Here is a 24,105-nt window from a genome sequence, read left to right as displayed (position 1 = left end):
ATGGCGCAGGTAAAATGCCAGTACTTTGATTTTTCAATCACCACATTTTTTGAACCCGAAGTTTGCGAACCGCCTGCAAAGAATAAAAACGTCTGCTGTCCGGTCACTCAGCTTAGAAACATGAAGTATTCCGGGACACCGAGTGATACGGATGATAAACCGAATGGATTATCGCAATACCGTTTTATTACCAATACGATGATTCAGGTTCATCTGATTTGTGAGGATGTACCATTTTGCGAATCAGCAATCATGCTACGTGTGCAGAGAGTACTGGCCTGTCAGATAGGGTGTGAGACAGATTATAACGCCATTCTGGAACATTGGCGTGGCAGTGGCATGATGCTGCCACCGGGCGAATATATCATTGATATTCCGGTTGGCATCGCTTACGGCGCAGATCCGTGTGGCTTTCATATTGAAAAAACACCGGCAGGCCATGTTACCGTCGTAATAGAACCGGTAACGACGGAACATGTCTGGGCGATGTTGTATAACAACGCGAAGTGTTAGGAGAAGAAAAATGTCTAATTGTTGTTCCCCTATATTAACGCTTGAGCAGGTCAGTAATTATATTCAGTCGGTGATTAATCAGAAGATAATCTGTAATGAAATACAAGCGGGCCTATTGGATTGTCAGGGAAATGTCCTCGCGCCCGCAACCCACGTCATAAAATGTGATCAACTGAATAAATTGGCGCAAGATGCCATTCATAACGGCGATATTGCTATTCCGGGGATTGTGGCTTTCTCGTTTGACGGCGAACGTATCACGTTAGTAGATCAGAGGGGGACAACTCACGGAGTGAATCTCGCGTCAATCGTGCCACAAAGTGTAACGACGATGGGCATGACGGTAACGCTGACCCTGAAAGACGGTACACAGCTAACGGCGGATTTCACAAAAGCGGTGACAGAGGCCATTGCTGGTAAAACGCTCAAAAGTGCGGTTTTAACGAAAGATAATCACCTTGAACTGACGTTAGGTGATGGCAGTAAAGTCACTACGGATTTAGGTCAATTACTGAATGATGCAACGGTAACCAGTGGCAATATTGATACGAACGGGGATATCGAATTAGTCTTAGGCAATGGTAAGGTGATTAAAGTACTGGCAGCCGCTTTACGACGCGTTAAGATTGACCGGGATAGCCCACTGACCGGAAACGGTGACGATGTGCCTTTGAATATCGACTTCACGCGTGTCTGCTGGAAAGTGATTGATTCCATCACAATGGACGATACCGGGTTGCATATCAAGATTGATAACCAGTGCGATGCCATAACCTTATCGATGGATGAGATAAAAAAAGCCTTAGTCAATAAAGTCAAAGTGTGTGTTGCAAATACGGGTTTTATCACGGGGGATGGGACGGAAGGCCATTGTTTGGATCTGGATTTGCAAAAGGTGATTAACGCGTTTGTTGCCAATCAGAATGTCATGACGACACTGATTAATAGCCTGAACAATAAAATTAAAGTCAGTGTCAATAATTCTTTGACTGGTTCGGGTATAGCTGCTGATCCATTAGGGGTTAAACTTTCAGCCGATGGCGGTAATTTACTGACGATCCGCAACAACGGATTGTATTATGGCGTAGAGGCCACTAAAGATGTCTCGAAATTATTTGTCGACTCTGTAGCCGGGGATGATACCCATGCAGGGAACGACCCAAAGCAACCATTGAAAACATTACAAGAGGCACTTAAGCGTATTCCGGCAGATCAAAGTAATACTATTTTTTTACGTTGTGGTGGCGAATATATCTGGCCTGGTTTTGCTGTGACCAATGGGGCACAAAGAAATATTCAAGCCTATGGTGATCCCTTAATTGACGGTGATAAAGTGCCTAAATTGACACCGGAAAGACCCTCATACAATTGGTGGGCACACAGTGGTTTTACTCGGCCAAAAATATATTACCTGGCATATTACACACCCTCTATACAGGTTTACGACATATACAGTTGTTCACCACAAGGCGGCGGACAATTAGTGTGTACCGGATTACAGTTTATGTGTGAGGCGGTGAATGAGCCGGGCACCTCTGGCGCACCGAAAGAGTATACCGCCGACTGGGTACGGTGGGATACCTACGGGGTGTACGGTATGAGTGATGGAAAAGTGATCTATTATGGCTGTATCTTTCAAAACAAACATGCTCCTGCTGCTGCTCAGAAGAATCCTTCTGAGGGTAAGACAGAAACCTGGTGGGGTATCACTGGAAAAAATTCCGTACTTGAAGGGGCACAACAGACCTTCGTTGCCTGTTCTTATGCCAATTTGTCTCAAAATCCACATGAAACAAAATTTCCGGGCGATTTAATCGGGGAAAGTTCCGGCATGTCTCAGCTTTCAGTCACCAATTATACTGATAATTATGGTGATTTACCCGGTTATGAATATATAGACCAGAATATGGCAGCCGCTTTAAAGCTAGACGGACTTGTAACGGGGATTGTATTCGATAGTGAAGGTAAACCGAGAAACCTGATTTCTAACGTTATTTTGGGGAAACCATGAAGGAATTACAGGAAGCTATTGCCACCTTTCGCAGTATGCCCGAAGCCGAAGCGATTTATGAGTTACTGCGGGAGCGTTTAGAAATACCGGAAAATTATGCCGAGTTAGAACAGCAAGGAAAACTGCCCGAAGAACATCGGGAATCCCTAATCGTGTATCGCGCAATTTCACAGGAGGCACTATGATTACGGATGAACAGTATCGAGGAATTAACAGGTTACGTAATCATGTGATTGGGCGACATATCCGCTGGTTTTTAGAAGCCCAATTGGCACAGGCCCGTGAACAGTATGAAACCCATCCGGCAACGGAAGAACGTAGGCGATTATTACAAGCCTATAAAACAGTATTGAGAGTTCTATTTATAACACCAATGGAGAAATTGTAATGGCAAAAGGTTGCTATGCAAAAGTCCTCACCATTGGTGAGAATGATAAACCACAGACATTGATTGCCAGCGTGGCACAGGCCAGCAATCCTAAATACGGTTATCTGGTCTACTATGCCCCCAAAAAGAGTGATACGGTCAAAGACGTTGATTATCAACCATTTAATGTTGACGATAAACAGGTTAAAATATCAGCAAGTAGCCCGCAATTTGTCAGTACGTTACCGGGGACATATGCGTTTGCCTTAGATCAACAGCAGGATGTGGATTTAAATCTGCTTGTGGTGGATTATCTCGTGACCGTGAGAGGGACAATATGATCGATAATCGTGACGTACCGATAAGCGTTTTAAAACAGCATCGCGGTTTTCAGCAGTTCATAAAATGTCTGCAACAGGCATTAGCGGATGCCCGTGAAGCGTATGAAAATACGGATGCGAACGATTTTAACCGGGGACGTGTTGCTGTCCTGAAAGAGATATTAAACGATTTGAACGAATAAGGTGCCATTATGCCAGGTTTATTTAACGATGATACGAATCAGCCGGTATGGGAACAGCCTCCTGCGACACAGAACAATACAGCAACATGGACGCCCTCAACAGCGCAGCCCGCACAAAACGGTTTTCAGGGACAGCCGCAAGAGCCACGGAATGCACAAGGCCAGAACGACTATGATGTTATCAGTCTTTTTGATGATCAGGGCAATATTAAAGGGCTGTCCTCCACAGCAGGTACACCCCCCGCAGGGCAAGCCAATACATCAGGAGTGATAACCGATCCGAATTTGAGTGCGTTGCTGACCCAGATGCAACACAATCAACAGCAGCAACAGCTTTTTGAAGCACAACGGCTCCAGTTAGAGAACCAGCGTTTGCAACACCAACAACAACAGGATTTACAGATCAGACAGCAACAACTGGCCGAACAACAACAGAAAGAGCAAGAGCAATTTTTGCAGTCGCTGATACCCCAGGTCAATCTTGATGATATTAAGATCTCAGCCGAGGAAGAAAAAATCTACGGTGACTCTGCGCAATATATTCGGAAACAAGCCGCCGAGCAGACACAAAAGATACTTAAGAGTATGGCTCCGAATCTACAACGTATTGCACAGGAACAATTTCGGTTACAAGGTGAACTTAATCAACTGAAAGCATCACAGAATACGCCAGCTTCGCAAGGTATGACACCGGAGCAGGAAATGAACATTATCATCCGTTCTCAGGTGCCCGATGTCGAAACCTTAACAGCACATCCGGCATTTACGACATTTCGCAATTCGGAAGCCGCCGGAGGATATTCATACGGAAAACTCGTGGATATGGCTTGGAAACAGGGTGATGCACAACGGTTGATCAGTTTATTACAGACCTTTCGCAGTGGTCTAAATCAGGGCAGTCAGGGACAACTCCATCAGCCGGTCAATTATCAGGGCACGGCGCTGGGGAATACACCGCCTGTTCAACGCAAACAGGTGTTGAGTCAGCGCGAATACGATAAGGCTTACGCAGCATTTATGTCGGGACAAATGGACGCAGAACGCTATCAGAAGATAGAAGATCAGTTCCAGTTGGCAATGTTGCAAGGGCGTGTTGTTGATTAATGGCATAGCATAAATTGAGGAGTTCATATGCGACAGATGGGTGTAGTGCCAGCCGCGTCAGGGTATCCGAATTACAGTTTCCTGACGAATCCGATTATCGGAAAAGCGCTGATTGCACGATTTAAGATGAAAGGCATAACCGCACAAATCACGACAAGTCAGGCGGCGGATATTCCGAAAGAAATTAGTACCACGGGTAATGAAGTCATTTTACGCCGTGAGCCGGAGGCGGAAATCTTCGATTATCAGAAGAATCAGCCGTTAACACACAGTAAGTTAGCAACGGATATCTTCCGTATGACGATTGACCGGGCGAAATACTGGTCATTGAAAGTCAATTACATTGATACGCGACAAATCGAGAATATTAATACCTGGGTGAATTCCTGGAAAGACGACGCTGCGAACAAAATGGACTTGTCGATATCCCGCGAAATTCTTATTCAGACGCCTTGGCAGGTTTCACCGTTTAATAAGGGACAATGCGCAGGCAAACGGACGGGACAGTATAACTTAGGGACGCTCGGCCATCCGATCACGGTATCCGCTACGAATATCGGTGAGCAGCTTGCCAATGGGCGTGCGGTACTGGCAGAGCAGGGTGTGAGTGGCCCTTTTATTATTGTCACACCGTATGCGCTACAGCCGTTGATGTATCAAGCGAATTCTGTTTTGTACGATGCGTCAAAATCCGGTCAGGCGAAATCGATTGTCTTAATGAACGGCGAAGTTTGGCCGGATATGGTGGGATTTACCTTTGTGTTTACGCATGAATCCCCGACTTATATTGATCCTGAAACCGGAGATCGGTGTTATACCGTCCTGTTTGGCCGTAAAGATGCCATCTTGATGATCACGCAAATCAATTACAACCGTGTGATAGATTCGGATGCCACGGATTTTGCGACCTATTGGCAGGGGCTACAGGTTTATGGGTTTAAACTCATGCGCCCTGAAGCGATGGCCGTCATGTACATTACCCTGAAGAAATAAGGAGGAAAAATGTCAGCGAAACGCTTTGGCTTATTCGACGGGGGCAACGTACTTCGCCGGATTGATGATACGCTGTTTTCAGCCTTCAATGATGTTCTGCCCGTTCAACCGGCAGGGCATCAGAAAAAACGAAATCATCAGCTAGAAAACCATATTGATACCCAAGACTTTGCCTATACGGGTGCCTATGAAGTACCGGGATTGAGTGAGAAAACGGACTTTAAAATGCCCGATGGGGCAGAAATTGCCACGCACCTATTAGGAACAGGCTGGTTAATTAATGCCATAGTCTATCACGTCAAGCGCGTAGGCGCGGGCACCCTGACACCGTTTGTCGAGCTGTCTGTGTATGATGCGAAAACAGGAAAAGTCACCGGTGCGGATAAACTCCCTGTGGTGGATGGCGGCGGTAAACAGTTAGTGGTTGATTTAGGGAAACCCGGCTTTTACCTGGGGTACGTGCCAACCACCAGTACATTGCCTGAGCCACGAACGAAATTACCGAATGAGAAGTTGGAAAAACAAGATACAGGCAACACGACACCCGTCGATGTGGTTATTCCAGCACAGACGATTACGGTAAGTGATTTTAAGACAACCGATGGCACCGGGGTTACGGGAACGGTTACGGTGCCGTCACAAACGGTGACGATACAGATTCCACGCGGCGCTTCGGCAGACGGCACAGGAAGTGGTTTACCGGTGCCCGTACTGACGACCACCAACGGTTATCTGGTCAATACCTTTACAGCGGGAAAAGATAAGACAACGAAAGAAGCCTTACCGTTTGATGCGTGTGTGGGAATTTATGCGGATATTACGGAGTTTTTTGATGAACATCCGTGTAACTGTGCACCCGCACCGTGTGAAACAGTCTTCCCTGACCCAGAGTGTCAGCCACTGAATTAAGGTGTAGCATGAGGGGAAAATAATACGCCCCTTTATTTTAGGAGAGGAGCATGGCAGAAAAAGTCACACGCCGTACCCGGCGACAGACCGCCGGTAATGCATCGACGGCTTTAGCCTATGAAACACCCCAAACGCGGCAGCAAAAAGCGACTGAGGAATTGGAAGTTGCGTCTTCTGTAAACTCTCATAATACGCTTGTAGAATCCAAAGCCCCGCGTAAGCGCGTTCATTTTCAACGAGGGGGCACGGCATTACAGCCACGTCATAACCCGAATCAATTATTACAGGTACGTGGATATGATGAAAACGTGACGGCACTTCGTGAACGCATGAAGCCTCCCGTATCGCCAGGGGCAACACCGTTAGCTATCATTGATGCATATGGTCATATTATGCCTTTTGATGCAGAAAGCCCGATTGACCGAGTGGTTTTAGCCAGTGTCCCGGATATTTCCTATATCTATACGCATGATGATTTACAGGAAGCATTACGGATTAATCAAGAGAAAATACGGCAGCGACGATTCCATGAAACCGTACAGGGCGCAAGATTGTTCGTTGAACCGATAATGCCAACGCATGGATTTAGAAACGGAAACGAAGTCGTGTCGGCATTCTATGATGAAACGCGCATGGGAAATGATGCGGTTGTAATACAAGATCTTAACGACATGTCAAAAGACGTTTTTTAGTTTTCGGAGGGATTATGGCGACAACGAATAGCGTGATTGAACGTGTATCCCGTCGCCTTGAAGACCAAGAGCCGGGATATGCTTACACGCATTGGCAGGAGGTGGATCTGCTTATTGCTGTTAATTACGGCCTGCGGGTTATCGGGCGTTATCATCCACGGCAGTTTGGTGAAATGGTCATGTATGATTTGCCGCCCGATGGCCTGTTGCACACGTCATGTACGGCTTTCGTGCCCCCCTATACACTCACGAACCGTGCAGGACGACGTATCCGGTATCTGGCATCGCTGGAAGAAACACCCTCCGCATGGGATATGGATTTATGCAATGGAGAGGGCGGCCCACTATATTTAGTGAATCGTGCCGAGGGCGAATATGAAGCCTATCCAGTCAATCCACATGAACATTATAAAGTGCGGGGATTGTGTATCCAGATCCCAACCGTGACCAAAGATGAAAATGTCCCATTGACCGATGATCTGCTTCCCGCACTGGAAGAGATTATGATGTTTTATGCGTATTCTTACGATAAAACGTCCACAGTCTATACGGAAAAAGGACACGTACACTGGCAGAATGCGCTCTTATTATTGGGGGTGACCAATGGCAGTCGTCAATGATTTAGTGGCACCGTTGCAGTTGATGTGTCGAAGTGTCGGCCCAGCACAAGCGCAACTGGCGTTAGTGGAAGCCATGAAAACATTCATGCTCGAAACGGAAATTTTTACGGATACGTTACAGATACCTTATCAGACAGGGGTGTGTGAGTACTGGCTGGATGTGCCCGCATATCAACTTATCAGTAGTATTATTAACGTTTCCGTTAATGGCGAATCAACGACACAGTGGACACGTGACGGCCAGTATCAGGTAGTGCGGTTATTTGATGATTATCATGAAGGTGCCTGTGTTTCCGTGCATTATGCCTGGGCGATAACCGGTATTGATAATTGCCAGATCCCGGAAGAATTTTTAACACGTTTTCGGATGCCGATACTGGATGGTGCCAGACAATACTTACACAGTATGTATGGTTCTCAAATGGTTGATTACGACGTGGCACAGTTGGCCGCCCGTCAGTTCCATGATGCGATTGCGGATACGAAGGCGTCCCGGATCATGAACTTTTCTAATTCCCGACCCAAAATGCACTCAGGGAGAGTACGTCGTCATACCAGAGCGTCCGCCAGGAGATTACTATGAAATCGTACACGATTAACCAGACAGGAACACATTTGGACAGTGCGTGTGGTATCGACTGTGACCCCTGTGTCTTACCTGTTTATGATCCGGGCTGTGAATCGACAGGGCCAGTCTGTCCGGAACAAATGTGTAGACCGGAACCCTGCTATACGTTCAGCGCGCGTCAGGCGATACGTATTCAACAAGGGGAAATAGAACGACTCTTTGATTTTCGTTTTTATACGCAGGAACGTAATGATGTTTGGGTACGTCAGTCGATGATTATGCGTTTGCGACGAATAAATCATTGCCAGTGGCAATGGGCGATGTGTGCTATTTCGGTGACACCGAAAGGCGAAGTCCGTTTCCGGTGGCCCGATCTGTTTCTCAAAGCGCCACCGGGATATTACGAAAGTGAATTGATTGTGAATCATATAGCAGTCAATAAACGGCTTTATTTTTATAAACCCTTTATGACGGCCAATGTAAATGCGACAACGGCGGTGATGCAGGAATGCACCAGTGAGTGTAACCAATATGAAACGCAGTGTTGTGTGCCGGATTTAGAAGTATGGCCCGAAGATACTACGCCGATTATCGCCTGTGGAGATTGCCATGATCGATAAAACGAAGTATGCCCTAAGTACCACCCTGTCCATGAATATTGGGCCTACAGATCAGTTTCTCATGGTAGCGTTGGGATTAGCCGGTGCCATGACCCCGGCAGCGGGCACCCATTATTATTTGACCATGAAGGGTGTCGGCAGTAAGCGTGAAGTCGTTTTGGTGAATGGGGCGTCAGGTAATAAATTGCATGTAGAACGAGGCACAGACAGTACAACAGCACAATCATGGCCCGCAGGCACCTGTCTTTATTTTGACTGGAATCCGGCCCAGCTTTGCGAAATGATCGCACAGTGCACCGATAAAGGGATGGGAGGGTGTATAACACCGGGCTGTTATGCGTTGTCTTGTGACACCATTATTACGCTAGATGCAGCAGGCCATATCACCCATATTGATGGAGAGGCGAAGCCATGTACAGGGCAATCGTGACGTTTTCGGGCACCCTCGATCATTATATTACGGCGTCAGAAAACACCCTGAGTATCGCTAATGGACGCGCACGTGAGCTTGATGCCGTGGGTGTCGGCAATTATACGTATTTGATACTGAAAGGCCCAGGACGCGCGGAAGTCGTAAAATATCACCATACGACGAATTACGATGAGAAACCGTATCCGGATACTATTGTGGTTGAACGGGGTATTGAGGGAGGGAAACTCCCTTATTGTGCCGGGGACTGCATTACGTTTGTCTGGACAGAAACGGGGATTCTTGAAGTATTGAAACAGCAAACCAATTAGGAGTTGCGATGCCGTCATGTCCGAATAAGTATCTGGCGCTCCCATGTGATCTGTTAGGAAGTGGGACGTTGAGTGAATCCTTTTGTCAGTCAGGAAACGTCAAACTCCGTAGCGGACAAGGACGACACTTTCCTGAAATGCAGGCAGGCCAGATGTTTCATGCCTTGATGAGTCCACCGTGTGATCCGGGGTGTGAGGAAGTGATTGTGACAGGCCGAAACGGTGATACGTTGACCATATCCCGTTTTCAAAATCGTCAGGGGTGTTTTCCGGTAGGAAGCCGAATTGTTTATACCGCCTGTTCCGTCGATGCCATTCGGGCGATTGCACGGGAGTCGCGCCCGAACTATGCGCATCCGTTAGTTTATGATTGTGAAACAGACACGGTGTCTATTGATTGTGCGGGTATCAAAGAATTAGTCAGTAAGCCCTGTGGAGGCCCCCATGAAAATTAATAAGTTTCAGGGCGTCATTCCTAAAATCCGATCAGATAAACTGGGTGCGGGTTTTGCCGCTTTTGCTGAAAATTGCTTACTTCATTCGGGGGGAATTGTGCCCTTACGTGCCCCACGTCCCCTGTACAATGCGGTAGATATCAACGGAAAACCGATGAGTGGTGAGGTAAAAGCACTCTATAAAATTGGGGGAGCATGGCTCGGTTTCGAACACGTAACCCCCATTGCCGAAGATCCCATTCATATCGCGGGGCCGCAATCATTTCTTTTTGTCAGCGACAATCAGGTGTGGCGAAGCGGCTATGCATGGATAACCGATAAAGAAGGGCCGGTGGCATTAGGGATACCACGTCCAATTAAGGCACCGGATGTGAAAGTGACCGGGCAGAAATGTCCGGATGATATCCCTATTCCTGATGATTGTTGGCAAAAAAGTTTGCCGACGGAACAGGATTGTCCAAATCAGGAACTGCCCCCGCTGGTACTGACCTTTTGTTATACCTGGGTGACCGATTGCCAAGAAGAATCAGGGCCAAGTGATTATTCGGAACCGATCCTCGTTCCTTATACGGAGTCGGTCATGTTGGTGCCAACAGAAAAAGCGCCCGTTAATGCGGCAACTATCCGTTGGTATATGCTTTTGGTGGGCGATAAAGACGCCGAAATGGCACAGGTAGGTGAACAAGCAGCAACAAAACTGGCGTTTGTTTTTTGTCCCGGTCTGTTTGCCGGTGGCAATCCATTGATGACACAGACCTGGTATCCGGTGCCCTGTGCGGAAGGTGTCGCCAATATTGGCTATGGGGCGATTCTGGTTTGGTCTGGATGTCATATTTATGTTTCCGCACACAAACAACCTCATGCGTTTCCCGAAGCCAATACGTTGGTTGTGGATGATGAGATTGTTCGTATTGTTTCTTTCCGAACAAAGACCGGCGCGTATCAGGCAGTGGTATTGACCAAAGGCGTACCTTTTGTGATTACCGGGGAATTACCCGATAAATTGACCATCACTCGTATTAATCGGCGAATGCCTTGTCTGAGTGTGAAAGGGGTAATGTGTATAGGGGAGTCTGTCTATTATTGTAGTGAAGAGGGAATAGCAGTTGTCACCGGTGCGGGTGTGGGTTTGTTAACAGCAAACTGGATGGATAAAGAATGGTGGCTCAAAATGGCACCCCAGCATTATGTTCTGGGTTTTTATGACCAACGTATTTTTGCGTTCACGGATAACGCACAGAGTCTGTCGATTATGTTTCCCCTGCGAACGAATGATCAGGCGTATGCCGAAACTGATTTAGTGTATCTTAGCCATCGGACACACGCCTTATACTTTGGTGATGAAACCAGTATGGCGGTGGCATTCGGTTCGATGGTGTTTGGCTGGGAACAAAATGATTATGCGATGCAGGCTACCTGGAAATCAGCCCTTTTTTCCGCGACAAATCCGGAATCCATCGGCGTTGGTGTCGTTCATAGTGACGCCGAAGATGTCCCTTCTGATTATAGAGATTGGGTGTCATTGGTTTGGCGGCAATATAGACGTTTGTTGACACCTGCCGATACGGGTGAATTCTTGCAGAAGTATCCTGATGCCTCTATCGCACTCCCGTATATTGTTGCCCCTAAAGTGGCGTTAACTCTGATGGGAAATGAACGGATAAGGATAGATCGCCCTGTTTGGAGCGATAAACCCTTTAGGGTTAATGGACAGGGTTTAGTACGTCGTTGGCAGATTGAAGTGAAATCAACAGCGGTTGTATCTGAACTGGCGTTAGCGGCAAACATGACCGAACTTTAGGAGGTGTTATGGCAACCGATCCGGGCAAGCAAGCCGAATCTGTACAGCAGGTTACGGTAGATAAAAATACGGTAGACGGTACAAATAATACAGCTAACTCCACCAATACGATTATTCAGGTTCCTCGTCCTCCCCGCCGCGATGATGGAAAGTGGATGGCAATAGGTTCGCTCGTGGGTACGTTGACGGGGATGTTAACGAACAAAGATCTGATTAGCAAAGCAAAAGATGCAGAAAATAATTGGGAAGATTTAACGAAATTTTTCCGCGATAAAGGCTATGACCTGAATACCTGGGCGGATAAATTGCGCCCGTGTGACGATAAGTTACATGACGCGTTATGTGCCTTTGCGTTATGTGGGTATAAAGCAGATTACGAAGGTATCCTGCGCCGTGCGCGAGCCAATGCAAAAATATTGGCGAATAAAGCGTATATGGAGGCCCAGCAAACGGCGGATCGTTATCACTACGGTCTGAACTGTGATGTTTGGGCAGGTATTAAGCGTGCCGAAATCATAGCGACGACACTGGCAACGACACAGGCATTTGAAGAAGAACGGACGAAAGCCTTTGATCGAACCTTTGAAGTACTGGAGCGCACGACAACGCTTTTTGAACGGGATGTCATGAATCGCAAACAACTTTCTGCGGACTATTTAGCGGGCGCGGGCCAGAACTATGGTTTTCTTGCACAATCCTTACGGGCTACGGCAAAAGCGGATATGGGTGATATGCAAATGTTAGCAGCGGCACTCTCTGTCGTTTTACCGATGCTCTTTGGCTTTTGTGGTACATCTGCCTGTGATGATGGGGGAGAATCCCTATCAATGAAAGAGGACGCCGTATGAAAAAAATGCACCGGCATTTTGGAGAACTTCCTACCGTAACGTATACCCGTAGCCCACGTATGAGTGCGTATTTATCGCAGCATCCTAAGTCCGACGCGGAAGAAACGTCGCCCGCTGATGCGTTGATACAGACCATGCAGAAGACAGTGAAAGACGGGGTACTCGATGATACGACATCAACCGCATTCCAGAGCGATCAGTTTGATGGCGTTGCACAAATATTAGGGGGTTAACATGGTTTACGGATTCGTACCAAGAGGCGACAGTTGGGGCGGTTCGCTGGGTGGTTATGGTTCTTTGGGGATGGGGGCGGGACTTGCGAATGCATTAGGGGTGGGGCTTAACCTCGCTGACGGTTTTCGCCGTTATCAGAATAATGTGTATCTTGATCCCATGCGGTTGCGTAGTCAGGAAGCGGGTTTTGAAGCGGATTACGCGGGAAATAAATTTCAGCAAGGGCGTTACTTAAGCGGACTCAGTACGTTAATTGACCGAGATGGTATGTCGGCAGACCCTGGGCCGTGGAGTGACCCCGAACTGCAACGGCAATATCTGGAATTGCACAGGCAACTCACGCAATCAGATCAACCAATGGGCTTACAAATGCGACAACCGGCAAATCAAAATAATGCCCCCGCTTACGGAAGCGCAATTCCCGGTTTGCTCGGCACGTATCAGGAGCCATCAGGGGGGATGCCGCATCCATTCCAGCCATATGTTGGTAATAAGCCATTACGGTAGGGGGATATATGGCAAACACAACACCCATTGCGCCTTATATTAGCCCTGATGATAAAGACCTGTTTGATCAAGCAAAGGCACTCGGATTTGTCTATGACCCAAAAAGACCTTATTACGAAAATAAAGGTTATGCGCAGTATGCGGTCGGGCAGTCCCAGCTTCCCGATAATCATAAGCCGTTTAAAGACAGTCTTTTTGGACAAGGTTTAACCGCGTTGGGTAATGCGTTGCAGCGTCATGGGTTTACCGATACTGCGGTCAATCCTCCTTCGTCTGCGGATGCGCAAGCATTGAGCCGGTTGTTAGACCCCATAATTCAGGAGCACGGGATTCCTTCCGTATCGTCCGCCGTTACACGGCAAGCCCCACAAGCATCTTCCCGCATTATGCCGCAACGGGAATATCCGGGGATTAATACGCCATTACCGCCAAAAGAAACCACCAATCCGGGGATTAATACACCATTACCTCAACAGGAAACGACAACACCAGCCTATCAGCCGAGTGCGGATCATATGGCTCGCGCATTAGGCGTCCGTGCGCTGACAGACGTGGCTTATAACCCAACGACAAATTATGGTGGCCACCCTGTTTATATGACGGCGAACGGCATTTATGGGGTGCCTCAGAACAGTATTGGCGGCTTAGAAAGTTATGCCCATCTGATGGGAACCACACCCACACAATTGGTTAAGCAAGAAGATTTGCTAAAAGCCAGAGGAATGCAGGAATCCCCTTACTGGCAGCAGCAATATGGTGACACATTACGAAAGACGCAAAATCCGTATCTGGCGCGGGCAGATGCAAATTTGGCGGCAACGGAGGCATCGAAAAATGCGTATGGCGTGTTTGACCGCGTGTTAGCTGATCCGACGATGAAAGCCAGTGTGTTGGGTAATAATCAGATTAACGGACAGCTCTACCTGGATTCTGATGCGGGCAATGTCAACCGGGGTTTACTGTCTACCACGCCGCAAGCGTATGGATCGGGCACGGAGGGGCACACCCTTATCCGATTACCCAATGGTTCGGTGGTTGCGGCAAGAATATCAGCCAATATGCCGCCGATGCTGACGGCAACCGGTATTGGCGCAGACGCGGCCTATAAGCAGGATATGACTTACGCCCAGCAGATGGCGGCGTTAGAGGCGTTGAGGGCGAAAGCGGCAGGAAATCCTGCGCTGGCAAACGACCCTTTGTACCACCTCAAAATAATGAAAATGCTAATGGAGATTAATAAAGCACAACTGGAGTTAAATCATGGCGGAAAGTCACAGTCCATCAAATTGCCACAGGTGCCTTTTGAGCAAGTCCCTTCTGAGATGCAACAACAAATTTTAGAAAAATTGCAGAACGAATACGGGCTGGGCGGTAATGATCCCAATAAGGTGGGACTCGGTTAAGGGGACAGCGATGGCGTTTACAGACGGGTACTGGAAAGACAATCCACAATACGTTTCACGTATGGAACATTATGCACCTTATGTTAAACAGGCGGTACAGCAGTATGGTCTGGAACCCGAAGGTGATGCTAAAAATTTAATTCAGAGTATGTTGGGCGTTGAGTCGAAGTGGGGATTAGCGAAGGGGTTAAACACGCCGGGCGCCGCCGGAGAGCTGGGCATTGCACAACTGACGCCCGCCTACCGTCAAGAATATCACGTTCAAGATCCCCTCGATGCGCAACAATCGATTAATGGGATAGCGGCGTACATACAGGATGCACGTCGTCGTGGAGTCCCGTGGGACTTAATCCCGGTGGGTTACAATGCCGGGGATGGGCGTCTCAGACAATTGATGAGTGGTCAACGCTCATTTGCCAGTCTGCCCCAAATCACGCGAAATTATGTGGCAAGAGTTCGGCAGTTTATGGGAATGCCAACAAACCCGAATTTGGGGCTGGCGAACTATTCCCCGGCGATCACGCGAACATTGCAACAGTATGGTTTATCAACGGCCCAACCGACGACCGCGCAAAGCGGGTTAGATTTAGAGCTTTCTGGTTTGGGCGATATGTCAAAAATGCTCGGTGTCGGGTATGAATTACCCAAAGACACATCGCCATTTATGCTGTCCGACGGGAACCCAAAGGGTATGACACCGGCTGTACCGAATGTTAACCATTCTGACTATGATAATGGACAACCACCGGTGCCCTTAGCGGGACTTTTTGGTACGCGTCCCGCGACAGCAGCAGATATTGATCGCTTATTACAAGGGGTAACGTGATGGCAATAAATCCATTAAAAGTGCCTTTAGTCAATGACAGTGGGGATATTGGCCTTATCAAGCGAAATGTTCTGGCAACGCCGTCGCCGCAAACAATAACCAATCCATTGGCGCGACAGTTGAGTGAAGAAAATAATGCGCTGATAGCGACACTTCTGGCGCAAAAAGAGGGTCTCGGCAACACGCCGAAGAGTTCTGTGCCAAAGCCGAATTATGCGAACGATCCGAACCTTTTTCCGACAGATAACTTCGTTAATGTGACCGGCTACTTACGGGCAAAAAACTTTGGTGATAAATCTCAGGAAACACAACGTGAAATGTTAAACAGTCTTTATAAGGACGTGAATGAACGTTTCCCTGGAAAATTTACCGAAGCACAGCTCGCGCAACCGGCCAGTAGAATTAACGGGGCACTTTTTACCGTTAGTAACGATAAGATCAAAAACAGCGAACTACCATCAGGGTTCTGGCAGGGGATAGGTTCCACGGCGGCACAGGCGATTACGGGAACAGTCGATGCCGGTGCGGGATTATTAAACGTCCTTGTGCCGTCAACCACATCATCACAGATAGCGAAAAGTGTGCATGAGTTTGACAAAGAGACGCGTGAAAAGACGGAAACGCCCTCACGCCGAAATTATGTGAAACGACGTGATGAACTGCTTGAACAAAGTCGTTACGCGGAAGCGGTAGCCCATATGGCAAGCAATCCGACGGGATTGGTGGAAGATGCAGCTATTCTGGTTCTACCCTCATTAGGCGGTGGTTTTCTATTACGAGCCGGTGCCAAAGGCGGCGCGAAACTGTTAGGAAAGGAAGTTATTGAACAGACGGCAAAGCAGCGTGCCAAAACGCTGTTACGTTCACAGGTGGCAGCAGATGCTTCTTTAGGTACAGGCCATACCGCACAAAATACGGGGGAGAAGAGCGATTATAAACTCTCCGGGGAACAACGTGCCGCCGTCTTTGGCAAAGGTTTGGTGGATGCCGCGTTATCCAAGTTTGGTTATACCTACGGTATTAACCCGGAAAATTTACTCTTACGATTTGGGAAAGCTGCCGATCTCAACGGGGCGAAAGGCATCTTAAAATCCTATTTTGGATCAGCAGCGGTTGATGCAGCCAGTAATATGCCGTCGTCAGGTTTAGATGCTGCGCTCACAATGGGGTTCGATAAAAACGGACAGTTTGATGCCAATCGGGTGGACTGGGGAAAAGTCACCCAGGCAATGGCCTCTGCGGGGGTCTATGCACCTTTTACGGGGGGGATTCCCGGTGCACTCCATGCCCGTGAACAAAATGCAAATCTGGCTCGTATCGCACGGGATGATACAGTCTTTAATAATGCGACCGAATCGAAAACCCAACTGGCCGAAGCGTGGCCGTTAGCCGATGAAGCGGGAAGAAAAGAGATTGCACAGCAGGAACGGGCATTGAATGCCTCGCTGGAAGAGAATCTACAGGCCCGTCTTGCGGCAATGGATGCCACCGGTGCACGTCTGTTTCGTAAAGTGAAGAAAGAACAGCAGGCCACGGAACGCGCGAGCCTGGAAGAACGCTATCGTCACTTGATAGACAACAATCCGATTGCGGAGAGAGAACAGTATGGGCCGACTGCCGATGATGATGCAGTCATCCTGCAGAAAGAATTCGGCAATAAGCCATTGGATATGCACCCCGCCTATCTGGAACGCTATCATAAAATTTTTGCTGTCGATAATGATCCATTGTACAAGCGTCAAAATGAAACGGCGTCCACGACGGAGTTAATGCCGCCTCCCTTGTTATTGGAAGATAAAGGACAGCGGACGACACCACTAACCAGGGCAGAATATGATGGCAGCTTTATTGACTGGCTAAAGAACCGTACTCCCGAAGAACGGGCGAATACCCTGTATCACTTAGAGCAGACAGACCGCATTAAACGCGCGTCGGAAGAAGCGTTATTGGAGCGCTTACGTACTGAGCAGGACGTGGAACGCATCAAAGAATGGGATGATAAATTAGCGCAAATTCGTACTGAACGCATTGCAGCCAATACGGCATTACAGAAAATGCTTGCGGTGATGCCTGTGGATGATCCCGCACTGGGACTGGCTGATCATTTACGTCAGGAACAGGCACAGATACAAGACAACGTGCTTCGTGATATTGAACTGGCGACTATCGCACGGCAAAAAGTAACGGCCTCGGAACTGGCAAAAGCAGACAGTGATAAACTGGCTCGTCTGGCAGCAGAGCAGACTCTTCTTGCGGATGCCATTGACCAGCAGATTGCCGTAATGCCTGAAACCGTCAATACCATCAAAGCACAAAAACGGGTCACCCAGTTGCGGACAAACGCCAATGAATATCTGGCACAAGCCTATGAGAAAGCGACAGGGGAGAAAAAAAGTCCCTCGTTGGAGTTGGCGCGTTTTTTACCCGCCTATGAACAACGTTTGAAGGAAGCCAGTCGGACAGCACGTGCTGCGCAGTTACAGGAGGAACGGAGTTTACGGGACAGGCAAGATGAAGTATTGGCCCATCTGGACGCGATGCGCGTGCCGGAAAATTTAGGGCCACGTGAAAGTCACAGTTTCAATCATCTGCGACGAACAGAAGGACGTCTGCAACGTGAAGAAGACGCATTTATTAATACGGATGAAAGCCTTGCGCAGACAGAGAAAAGACAGCTAAATCAACGCAAGCGGAAAACCCTGCGTAGTCTCGCCGACGAGCAATCAACCGCCGCTGCCAATAATCTCATGCGTCAGGAACGCAGGCAAAATCCCTTAATCGCACAGACGCGTTCTGATGCAACGCATACCGCGACTACCGCTTTATCCCAACGCGCACAGCTCTTTGCAGAAACCTTGCGTAAGGAACCGAATGCACGTGATCCGTTAAATGTGGGGGCATTGGTCAATGACCGTGATACACGACTGGCGTTGCCGAGTGTGAATGATGCTACCGGTATGGTAGCTCTGTTGGCCGAACGAAAGGCAAAAGCCGAGGGTATGACGTCAGGAATACTGTATCGCAACCGGGCAATACTCAATGATATTTTGGCAGCTTATGAAACGGTGCACCCGAAAGCCTATCGGGCCGGAATGCGGCTTGCTGAAAAGGTACTCAAAGCCGAAGCATTGGGGAGATCGTTACCAGCGGGGGAGATTAAAGTCGGGTCATACTTAAGTCAGCCGAATATTGACATGCTGACTCGACTGAAAATGGGCGATATTCTCGGCGCACTGGAAGCGGTTAAAATCGACGGACATACCAGTCCGATTGTCCAGCAATTAATTAACATGCTGAAAGCCGCACGCAAAACGTATCCGGTTAATATTGAGCTGACGGCAGAACCTATCGTTGTCCGTAATGCGGAAGTGAATGCCACTTACGATCCTGTTAATGCCACCATCTATATTCGGGATCAGGTTGCAGACCAACCTTATTATCTGGTTCACGAGGCCACTCACCATGCACTTTATCAGGTCTTAAATGATGAAACGCGCTTACTCGAACTCAGTGCGGATCAAGCGAAAGCGCGTTCGAATCTCATCATGATGTACAGTGAGTTTGCGAAGAAACGGAATTTACCCGATGGCTTGCAATATGCACAGCGATCCATTGATGAATTTATTTCCGAAGCCTTTTCCAACCCGCAACTACAGGCTTATTTGCGCACTAACCCACTGGCTACCCACGCGATGCCGAAATTTCGCAGAGCGTTTGGTTCATTGGTTGATGCCGTGCGCCGTTTCTTGAACCTCAAACCCAAAGAATTCGATAACTTGTCCGATATTATTGGCCTCACTCGTTTGATTGTGGGGGCGGATATTATGCCGGTATCAGGGCAACTTACCGGCGAATTTAAGAATTTCGGTATTGCAAGCAGTAAGAATTTTCACTCCGGGATTTTGCGAATACCGCTCGAAAATTCAGGTGACTGGCAAACCATAGGACGTATCGATATGTTACCCAGTGGCCGCTATAAGGTCACGATTGATGGTGAAGATATGCCGTTTCATGAACATATCGTTGATACGGCGAACGAAGCATCAGAATGGGCAGCAGATAATTATGGTGCCCGTGTGGGGGATGTCAGTGAAAATCCAACTGCGCCACTTGTGGGTGAAATTCGTCAGGCGGATCTTTATGGTCAGGCATTTGTTGATATGAACAATAAGGTGCTGGATTCTATCGGCAAACGCAATGCAGTGGCCCAGGCAGTTGCCAAAGAAGTCACTACCCGGTTATCCAGTCTGTGGAGTTATTTTTGGGCAACCAACGTGGATGTGTTCAGTCCGGCGAAAGCCATAGACCGCATTGCTGACCGACTCGGTTATCGGGGAACCGATGGAAAGCCGCTTAATTTGTATGAAAAACTGACGGAAGGAATGGCGGGTGCGCGTGCCGTGACGGGCCGTCCGGGCGCGGACTTGAATCGGGTTGAACAAGGTATCATTGATGGCTTGCACGCGATTGGTATTCCGTATAACGTTTTCCATGATTATGCTTATGCGCAACGGGCCATCGAAATGGATCAGATAAAAAAGGAAATGGTCTTAATGGGGGTGCCAACCCGCATTCATGAAAACCCCACGGCATTTCACTGGACAGACAATAAAGGAAAAGTGCACTCAGGACTTGAGGGTGCTTATGAATTTTTGTCTACAGTGCCGGAAGAGAAACAAGCCCAAATCGAATCTATCCTTAAACCCATGCGGGATATCAATCAGATGTTATTGGATGAGGAACGTAAATCCGGCTTAATTTCTACGGAAAGTTATTACCGCATGAAACAGGCTTATCATTACGTTCCCCTGTTATCTACCGGAGAAAAGCGCCCGTCAATCCATAAAACCTTTCAGGGGCGTTATACCAAAGCCGCCGATCCGGTGGCGAATATGCTGTATCAAATGCAAACCCGTTATGCCAACGTTGCCCGTAATAATGCGTTGCGGGCACTCTACGAAATGGTGAACAGTATCGGGATGGCTGATCTGTTTAAACTGGAAACACACAAGCTGGAGCGGGATGATGCAGGCAATGTGATTGCAGTGGCAAACCAGAAATGGAATGATAAAAATGGCGTGTGGGTATTTTTAGGTGACAAGAAAGCCAAAATTGTCGTCGATACCCAAACACGCTTTGGCAAAGACTTGCTGCGGGCTATCCAGAAACCCGAAATGATGCCTTTACTGACCATGCTGCGTACCACGACAGGTTATATGGCCTCCAATATGACCACCTACAGTCCGTCGTTTTTATTAAAAGTGCCGGTCTGGAACACGGTTCTAACCTTACTGAATTTCTCCGGGGCATTTGACCGGAATATGTCCGCCAATGACCATTTCAGGCTTGCCACGCGATCACTTGTCGATGTTGTGCGTCTGCTACCGGAAATTGTACGGGATCAGGCATCCATGAAAACGGATAACCCGATGCGAAAACTCTTTGCAAAGGCAGGAGGGGGAAATAATGCGGGGGCGTATTATGGTTTGGATGCAGTCAGTCGGCGTTTAAATGCGGGAACAGCGACTGGCCCCATCGATATTATCCAACAACAAGGTATGAAGGGATTAGGCAGTGCCGCCTTAAATATGCATCACCGTTTTGTTCGTGCGGTTCATGCCAGTGATGAAGTTTTCCGTTATTCCGCTTTTTTGAATTTCTTAGAAGACAGGTCAGGCCGTGACCTTCGGAATATGACACAAAAAGAGCTGGATGCGTGGGCGGCAAATAATCAGGGCTTGATTACACAAGCGGCCAAAGGTTCACGTGAGCTGGCGGGTAACTTTACCCGACACGGTTCAGGTAAAGTCTTACCGGCATTTTTTGCTTTCTGGAATGCGGGAATGCAATCGTTGCCCTTAGTCGCCAGTATCATGTCCACACAAGCGGGCCGTTTCGGACTGATGGGACTGAGCATTCTGGCGGCGGCGGCCACACAGTCGGCGCTGGATGATCCTGATGATGAAGATACGGATGGAGGGTCAAAATTTGCCCGTAGTCCATCGCGCAAGAAATCGATTTGTTTCGGTGATGTCTGCGGAGAAATGCCCTATGAAGTGCGTCCCTTTATGATTGCGATGCAAAACCTCATCTTGCTGGGTCATGGCAAAATAGACATGGGAGAAGCCACCGGCTCGATCATCCGTTCAGCAGCGGAAACCTTTATGCCCGTTCAACCTGCCGGTGATATGGACAGTTACACTGTCACGCGTATGATGATACCCACCGCAGCACAGCCGTTGATCACGATAGGCATGGGAACGAACGAGTTCGGGCAAGAAGTGGATAATAAATATCCCGTAGACTGGGCGGGCAAACAAATCACCAATCCGGCGAACGTAGAACGGGGTAAGACGACAACGCCAGAGTTCCTTAAAGATATGACGCGTTTCTTCTATGAAAAATCGAATGGCATGGTTGATATTTCCCCGGCCAGAACGGATGCGTTGCTCTCCTCGTTATTCAGTGGCGTTTATAACATGGTACGCAATACCACGACGCCACCCCTTAAACCCGTTGGTTGGGGCGATAATGCCATTCTGCAAACAGCGACGAGTGCCTATCGCTACAAAACGAATGACTATGCGGTCACACAAAAATACCGCGAACTTATTACTCAGGCTAGTGCATCTGGCCGTCTTAATAATCTGAGTGATGATGGCTCGTATAATGTGCTGATGAAAAACGATCCGGTTGCTAAGATTGAAAACCAACGGGCAAAGGCCATGCGTAATCTACACATTGAGGGAATGACACTATCACAACTTAATGGGGCATTGGACAAAGCCTTTTATGACGGCGATGAAGTAGCAATTGCCCATTATCAGGAACTGATGCGTCAGTATTACGACCAGAGCAGTCTTATTTATGGTAATGCGCTGATTCAATTACAGGACATTGTTAATGAACACTAAAATCCCTTTACTGAAACGTATTCTATGTGGATGGTATTCCCCGCTCGGATATGTCTATTCGTTCTTTGTCGGTTCTGCCTATACCTGTCCGTGTTGTGCCTTTTGGCGAGGCATCTTGTGGGGCGCGATGATTATTGGCAGTCTTCATTATGCCCTTAATTGACATTCATTATATTTTTTTTCCTTAATCGTATAATCGAATAGTGATCTATCAAAAATAGCACCCTGTTCAGATTAAAAAATCACATAAGGAATCCTTTGCCAATTATTTATTTTAGTATTGAAGGTTTTCAATTAAACTTTTAATCTGATAATGTAGAAATACAAATAGGGCTAATATTGTTTCTCATTTAAATTATCAGCATAAGAATGAATTTTTAATCAAGAAAACATTCAAAAGGTAAAATATGAATAGGTCAGTAGAAGATTTAATTAAGCCGTTAATTAGGTTTTGGGAAAACAGTAATGATCCGTGGGGAGCAAAAGATAACAATTCACGATTTATCTATGCCAATGAAAAACATAATGAGATGCTTTGCCTACCTAAAGGGTATAATATAGAAGGGCGTTTTGATGGTGAAATTCCATCATGTACAGCAAATTTTCAGGAAGAATTCCAAAGACAGGACAGGAGGGTTGAAGCAATATTAGATAGGGTAACTTCAATTGAAATACATCCTTTTCAAAAAATGACTTATCTTCAACCGTGGTATTGTGATAAGTACCCCATACTCGATGAAAACGGGGTATGTCACGGCACCATCTTTCATGGAAGACCAGTAGATACAATAACACTCGAAAGACTAACCAAAATCAATGTGCCAACATCGTTAGTGTTTACGCAACCATCTGACTTTTTCAGTAAAAGAGAATGGGAAATCGTGTTTTATATTCTGCAAGGGTTTTTAACTAAGGAGATTGCTGAACGCTTATTTTTATCTCAACGAACCGTTGAGAATAATCTCCAACATATCTATCAAAAAATAGGTGGTAAACGTAAGCGAGATTTAGTTGAATATTGTTATGAAAATAACATAGCTAACTATATTCCCGAAAGTTTTTTCAAAGGATCAGTGTCTTACACTGTTTGAAAGATAGACATAAATGCAAATACAAATTGATGTGCTGTATTTTTTTAATATAAAAAATATTTTTCTGATTAAATAACTTTTTTGGGCATCGTGAACTTTATTATCTAATATTTCACCTGTCCAAATTTTTATTTAACTATAAAGTGTTATATGCGCCTCTTTTCCGCGATAGTGGTTATTGCCTTCAATTTTCTTCTCTGTATTGATTAGCGTAAATTTTCATCACAATACGTTTAAACAATATAATCTTTTAAGAACATAGGACGTATAAAAAATAATAACTTTATCACAATTGTATATCTTTATTTTTATTAAGAGTAGTTTCTACTCTGTTAGTCAGAATAATAATACTTAACATTAATGCA

General features: G+C 47.1%; 25 protein-coding genes. All 25 read left to right on the top strand.

The window, feature by feature from the left end; translation table 11 throughout:
* The 25 genes from Xinn_RS09880 to Xinn_RS09765 all read left to right on the top strand — a co-directional run bounded on the left by Xinn_RS09880 (position 1) and on the right by Xinn_RS09765 (position 23,740).
* The gene (locus Xinn_RS09880) at positions 1 to 513 is read left to right on the top strand and encodes a hypothetical protein (RefSeq protein ID WP_086956720.1); all 513 of its coding nucleotides are present in this window, start codon (positions 1 to 3) and stop codon (positions 511 to 513) included.
* Between the two features lie 10 nt (positions 514 to 523).
* Entirely contained in the window at positions 524 to 2,524 is a 2,001-nt protein-coding gene (locus Xinn_RS09875; RefSeq protein ID WP_086956717.1) for a hypothetical protein, read from the top strand.
* Positions 2,521 to 2,709, top strand: a complete 189-nt coding sequence (locus tag Xinn_RS09870) for a hypothetical protein (RefSeq protein WP_086956716.1) — start codon at positions 2,521 to 2,523, stop codon at positions 2,707 to 2,709. The genes Xinn_RS09875 and Xinn_RS09870 overlap by 4 nt, the downstream gene beginning before the upstream one ends.
* The gene (locus Xinn_RS09865) at positions 2,706 to 2,912 is read left to right on the top strand and encodes a hypothetical protein (RefSeq protein ID WP_086956714.1); all 207 of its coding nucleotides are present in this window, start codon (positions 2,706 to 2,708) and stop codon (positions 2,910 to 2,912) included. The genes Xinn_RS09870 and Xinn_RS09865 overlap by 4 nt, the downstream gene beginning before the upstream one ends.
* Entirely contained in the window at positions 2,912 to 3,232 is a 321-nt protein-coding gene (locus Xinn_RS09860; RefSeq protein WP_086956712.1) for a hypothetical protein, read from the top strand. Before Xinn_RS09865 ends, Xinn_RS09860 begins: the two co-directional genes overlap by 1 nt.
* Positions 3,229 to 3,414, top strand: coding sequence for a hypothetical protein (locus Xinn_RS09855; RefSeq protein ID WP_086956710.1), 186 nt, complete (start codon positions 3,229 to 3,231; stop codon positions 3,412 to 3,414). Before Xinn_RS09860 ends, Xinn_RS09855 begins: the two co-directional genes overlap by 4 nt.
* A 9-nt stretch (positions 3,415 to 3,423) precedes the next feature.
* Positions 3,424 to 4,518, top strand: a complete 1,095-nt coding sequence (locus Xinn_RS09850) for a hypothetical protein (protein ID WP_086956708.1) — start codon at positions 3,424 to 3,426, stop codon at positions 4,516 to 4,518.
* 27 nt (positions 4,519 to 4,545) lie between these two features.
* Positions 4,546 to 5,511 carry a hypothetical protein gene (locus Xinn_RS09845; RefSeq protein WP_086956707.1) on the top strand — a complete coding sequence of 322 codons (966 nt, stop codon included), beginning with the start codon at positions 4,546 to 4,548 and terminating at the stop codon, positions 5,509 to 5,511.
* Between the two features lie 9 nt (positions 5,512 to 5,520).
* On the top strand, positions 5,521 to 6,420 hold the full coding sequence (locus Xinn_RS09840) for a hypothetical protein (RefSeq protein ID WP_086956706.1): 900 nt from the start codon (positions 5,521 to 5,523) through the stop codon (positions 6,418 to 6,420).
* 50 nt (positions 6,421 to 6,470) lie between these two features.
* A complete protein-coding gene (locus Xinn_RS09835; RefSeq protein ID WP_086956704.1) occupies positions 6,471 to 7,112 on the top strand; it encodes a hypothetical protein in 642 nt (213 codons plus the stop codon).
* Between the two features lie 14 nt (positions 7,113 to 7,126).
* Positions 7,127 to 7,732: a hypothetical protein gene (locus Xinn_RS09830; RefSeq protein WP_086956702.1), complete on the top strand. Its 606-nt coding sequence runs from the start codon at positions 7,127 to 7,129 to the stop codon at positions 7,730 to 7,732.
* Positions 7,716 to 8,315, top strand: a complete 600-nt coding sequence (locus Xinn_RS09825) for a hypothetical protein (protein WP_086956700.1) — start codon at positions 7,716 to 7,718, stop codon at positions 8,313 to 8,315. Before Xinn_RS09830 ends, Xinn_RS09825 begins: the two co-directional genes overlap by 17 nt.
* Positions 8,312 to 8,920 carry a hypothetical protein gene (locus tag Xinn_RS09820; RefSeq protein ID WP_086956699.1) on the top strand — a complete coding sequence of 203 codons (609 nt, stop codon included), beginning with the start codon at positions 8,312 to 8,314 and terminating at the stop codon, positions 8,918 to 8,920. Before Xinn_RS09825 ends, Xinn_RS09820 begins: the two co-directional genes overlap by 4 nt.
* Positions 8,910 to 9,350 (top strand): hypothetical protein, encoded by a 441-nt coding sequence (locus tag Xinn_RS09815; RefSeq protein ID WP_086956697.1) that lies wholly within the window; start codon positions 8,910 to 8,912, stop codon positions 9,348 to 9,350. The genes Xinn_RS09820 and Xinn_RS09815 overlap by 11 nt, the downstream gene beginning before the upstream one ends.
* Complete coding sequence (locus Xinn_RS09810; RefSeq protein WP_086956695.1) at positions 9,332 to 9,661, top strand: hypothetical protein; 330 nt, start codon at positions 9,332 to 9,334, stop codon at positions 9,659 to 9,661. The genes Xinn_RS09815 and Xinn_RS09810 overlap by 19 nt, the downstream gene beginning before the upstream one ends.
* A gap of 8 nt (positions 9,662 to 9,669) precedes the next feature.
* Positions 9,670 to 10,116, top strand: a complete 447-nt coding sequence (locus Xinn_RS09805; protein WP_086956693.1) for a hypothetical protein — start codon at positions 9,670 to 9,672, stop codon at positions 10,114 to 10,116.
* Complete coding sequence (locus tag Xinn_RS09800) at positions 10,106 to 11,917, top strand: hypothetical protein (protein ID WP_086956691.1); 1,812 nt, start codon at positions 10,106 to 10,108, stop codon at positions 11,915 to 11,917. Before Xinn_RS09805 ends, Xinn_RS09800 begins: the two co-directional genes overlap by 11 nt.
* Before the next feature lie 8 nt (positions 11,918 to 11,925).
* Positions 11,926 to 12,765, top strand: a complete 840-nt coding sequence (locus tag Xinn_RS09795) for a hypothetical protein (protein ID WP_086956689.1) — start codon at positions 11,926 to 11,928, stop codon at positions 12,763 to 12,765.
* Complete coding sequence (locus Xinn_RS09790; RefSeq protein ID WP_086956688.1) at positions 12,762 to 12,998, top strand: hypothetical protein; 237 nt, start codon at positions 12,762 to 12,764, stop codon at positions 12,996 to 12,998. Before Xinn_RS09795 ends, Xinn_RS09790 begins: the two co-directional genes overlap by 4 nt.
* Before the next feature lies 1 nt (position 12,999).
* A complete protein-coding gene (locus Xinn_RS09785) occupies positions 13,000 to 13,506 on the top strand; it encodes a hypothetical protein (RefSeq protein WP_086956686.1) in 507 nt (168 codons plus the stop codon).
* A gap of 8 nt (positions 13,507 to 13,514) precedes the next feature.
* On the top strand, positions 13,515 to 14,909 hold the full coding sequence (locus Xinn_RS09780; RefSeq protein ID WP_086956684.1) for a hypothetical protein: 1,395 nt from the start codon (positions 13,515 to 13,517) through the stop codon (positions 14,907 to 14,909).
* Between the two features lie 10 nt (positions 14,910 to 14,919).
* Positions 14,920 to 15,735, top strand: coding sequence for a lytic transglycosylase domain-containing protein (locus tag Xinn_RS09775; RefSeq protein WP_086956682.1), 816 nt, complete (start codon positions 14,920 to 14,922; stop codon positions 15,733 to 15,735).
* Complete coding sequence (locus tag Xinn_RS09770) at positions 15,735 to 22,649, top strand: LPD38 domain-containing protein (RefSeq protein WP_086956680.1); 6,915 nt, start codon at positions 15,735 to 15,737, stop codon at positions 22,647 to 22,649. Before Xinn_RS09775 ends, Xinn_RS09770 begins: the two co-directional genes overlap by 1 nt.
* Positions 22,639 to 22,812, top strand: a complete 174-nt coding sequence (locus Xinn_RS21990; protein ID WP_169923562.1) for a hypothetical protein — start codon at positions 22,639 to 22,641, stop codon at positions 22,810 to 22,812. The genes Xinn_RS09770 and Xinn_RS21990 overlap by 11 nt, the downstream gene beginning before the upstream one ends.
* Before the next feature lie 244 nt (positions 22,813 to 23,056).
* Positions 23,057 to 23,740 (top strand): helix-turn-helix transcriptional regulator, encoded by a 684-nt coding sequence (locus Xinn_RS09765; protein ID WP_086956678.1) that lies wholly within the window; start codon positions 23,057 to 23,059, stop codon positions 23,738 to 23,740.
* Positions 23,741 to 24,105: the final 365 nt, after the last annotated feature.

Source organism: Xenorhabdus innexi, from assembly GCF_002632485.1.
Taxonomy (GTDB): domain Bacteria; phylum Pseudomonadota; class Gammaproteobacteria; order Enterobacterales; family Enterobacteriaceae; genus Xenorhabdus; species Xenorhabdus innexi.
The sequence above is the reverse complement of the archived record's forward strand: the minus strand, read 5'-3'. Positions and strand labels throughout refer to the sequence as shown.

Excerpts from the sequence above, each read along its gene's own strand:
- Xinn_RS09820 (WP_086956699.1), top strand. The coding sequence starts at position 8,312 with ATGAAATCGTACACGATTAACCAGACAGGAACACATTTGGACAGTGCG.
- Xinn_RS09810 (WP_086956695.1), top strand. The coding sequence starts at position 9,332 with ATGTACAGGGCAATCGTGACGTTTTCGGGCACCCTCGATCATTATATT.
- Xinn_RS09790 (WP_086956688.1), top strand. The coding sequence starts at position 12,762 with ATGAAAAAAATGCACCGGCATTTTGGAGAACTTCCTACCGTAACGTAT.
- Xinn_RS09835 (WP_086956704.1), top strand. The coding sequence starts at position 6,471 with ATGGCAGAAAAAGTCACACGCCGTACCCGGCGACAGACCGCCGGTAAT.
- Xinn_RS09865 (WP_086956714.1), top strand. The coding sequence starts at position 2,706 with ATGATTACGGATGAACAGTATCGAGGAATTAACAGGTTACGTAATCAT.
- Xinn_RS09800 (WP_086956691.1), top strand. The coding sequence starts at position 10,106 with ATGAAAATTAATAAGTTTCAGGGCGTCATTCCTAAAATCCGATCAGAT.
- Xinn_RS09855 (WP_086956710.1), top strand. The coding sequence starts at position 3,229 with ATGATCGATAATCGTGACGTACCGATAAGCGTTTTAAAACAGCATCGC.
- Xinn_RS09860 (WP_086956712.1), top strand. The coding sequence starts at position 2,912 with ATGGCAAAAGGTTGCTATGCAAAAGTCCTCACCATTGGTGAGAATGAT.
- Xinn_RS09775 (WP_086956682.1), top strand. The coding sequence starts at position 14,920 with ATGGCGTTTACAGACGGGTACTGGAAAGACAATCCACAATACGTTTCA.
- Xinn_RS09825 (WP_086956700.1), top strand. The coding sequence starts at position 7,716 with ATGGCAGTCGTCAATGATTTAGTGGCACCGTTGCAGTTGATGTGTCGA.
- Xinn_RS09780 (WP_086956684.1), top strand. The coding sequence starts at position 13,515 with ATGGCAAACACAACACCCATTGCGCCTTATATTAGCCCTGATGATAAA.
- Xinn_RS09875 (WP_086956717.1), top strand. The coding sequence starts at position 524 with ATGTCTAATTGTTGTTCCCCTATATTAACGCTTGAGCAGGTCAGTAAT.
- Xinn_RS09845 (WP_086956707.1), top strand. The coding sequence starts at position 4,546 with ATGCGACAGATGGGTGTAGTGCCAGCCGCGTCAGGGTATCCGAATTAC.
- Xinn_RS09795 (WP_086956689.1), top strand. The coding sequence starts at position 11,926 with ATGGCAACCGATCCGGGCAAGCAAGCCGAATCTGTACAGCAGGTTACG.
- Xinn_RS09840 (WP_086956706.1), top strand. The coding sequence starts at position 5,521 with ATGTCAGCGAAACGCTTTGGCTTATTCGACGGGGGCAACGTACTTCGC.
- Xinn_RS09880 (WP_086956720.1), top strand. The coding sequence starts at position 1 with ATGGCGCAGGTAAAATGCCAGTACTTTGATTTTTCAATCACCACATTT.
- Xinn_RS09850 (WP_086956708.1), top strand. The coding sequence starts at position 3,424 with ATGCCAGGTTTATTTAACGATGATACGAATCAGCCGGTATGGGAACAG.
- Xinn_RS09770 (WP_086956680.1), top strand. The coding sequence starts at position 15,735 with ATGGCAATAAATCCATTAAAAGTGCCTTTAGTCAATGACAGTGGGGAT.
- Xinn_RS21990 (WP_169923562.1), top strand. The coding sequence starts at position 22,639 with ATGAACACTAAAATCCCTTTACTGAAACGTATTCTATGTGGATGGTAT.
- Xinn_RS09805 (WP_086956693.1), top strand. The coding sequence starts at position 9,670 with ATGCCGTCATGTCCGAATAAGTATCTGGCGCTCCCATGTGATCTGTTA.
- Xinn_RS09765 (WP_086956678.1), top strand. The coding sequence starts at position 23,057 with ATGAATAGGTCAGTAGAAGATTTAATTAAGCCGTTAATTAGGTTTTGG.
- Xinn_RS09870 (WP_086956716.1), top strand. The coding sequence starts at position 2,521 with ATGAAGGAATTACAGGAAGCTATTGCCACCTTTCGCAGTATGCCCGAA.
- Xinn_RS09815 (WP_086956697.1), top strand. The coding sequence starts at position 8,910 with ATGATCGATAAAACGAAGTATGCCCTAAGTACCACCCTGTCCATGAAT.
- Xinn_RS09830 (WP_086956702.1), top strand. The coding sequence starts at position 7,127 with ATGGCGACAACGAATAGCGTGATTGAACGTGTATCCCGTCGCCTTGAA.
- Xinn_RS09785 (WP_086956686.1), top strand. The coding sequence starts at position 13,000 with ATGGTTTACGGATTCGTACCAAGAGGCGACAGTTGGGGCGGTTCGCTG.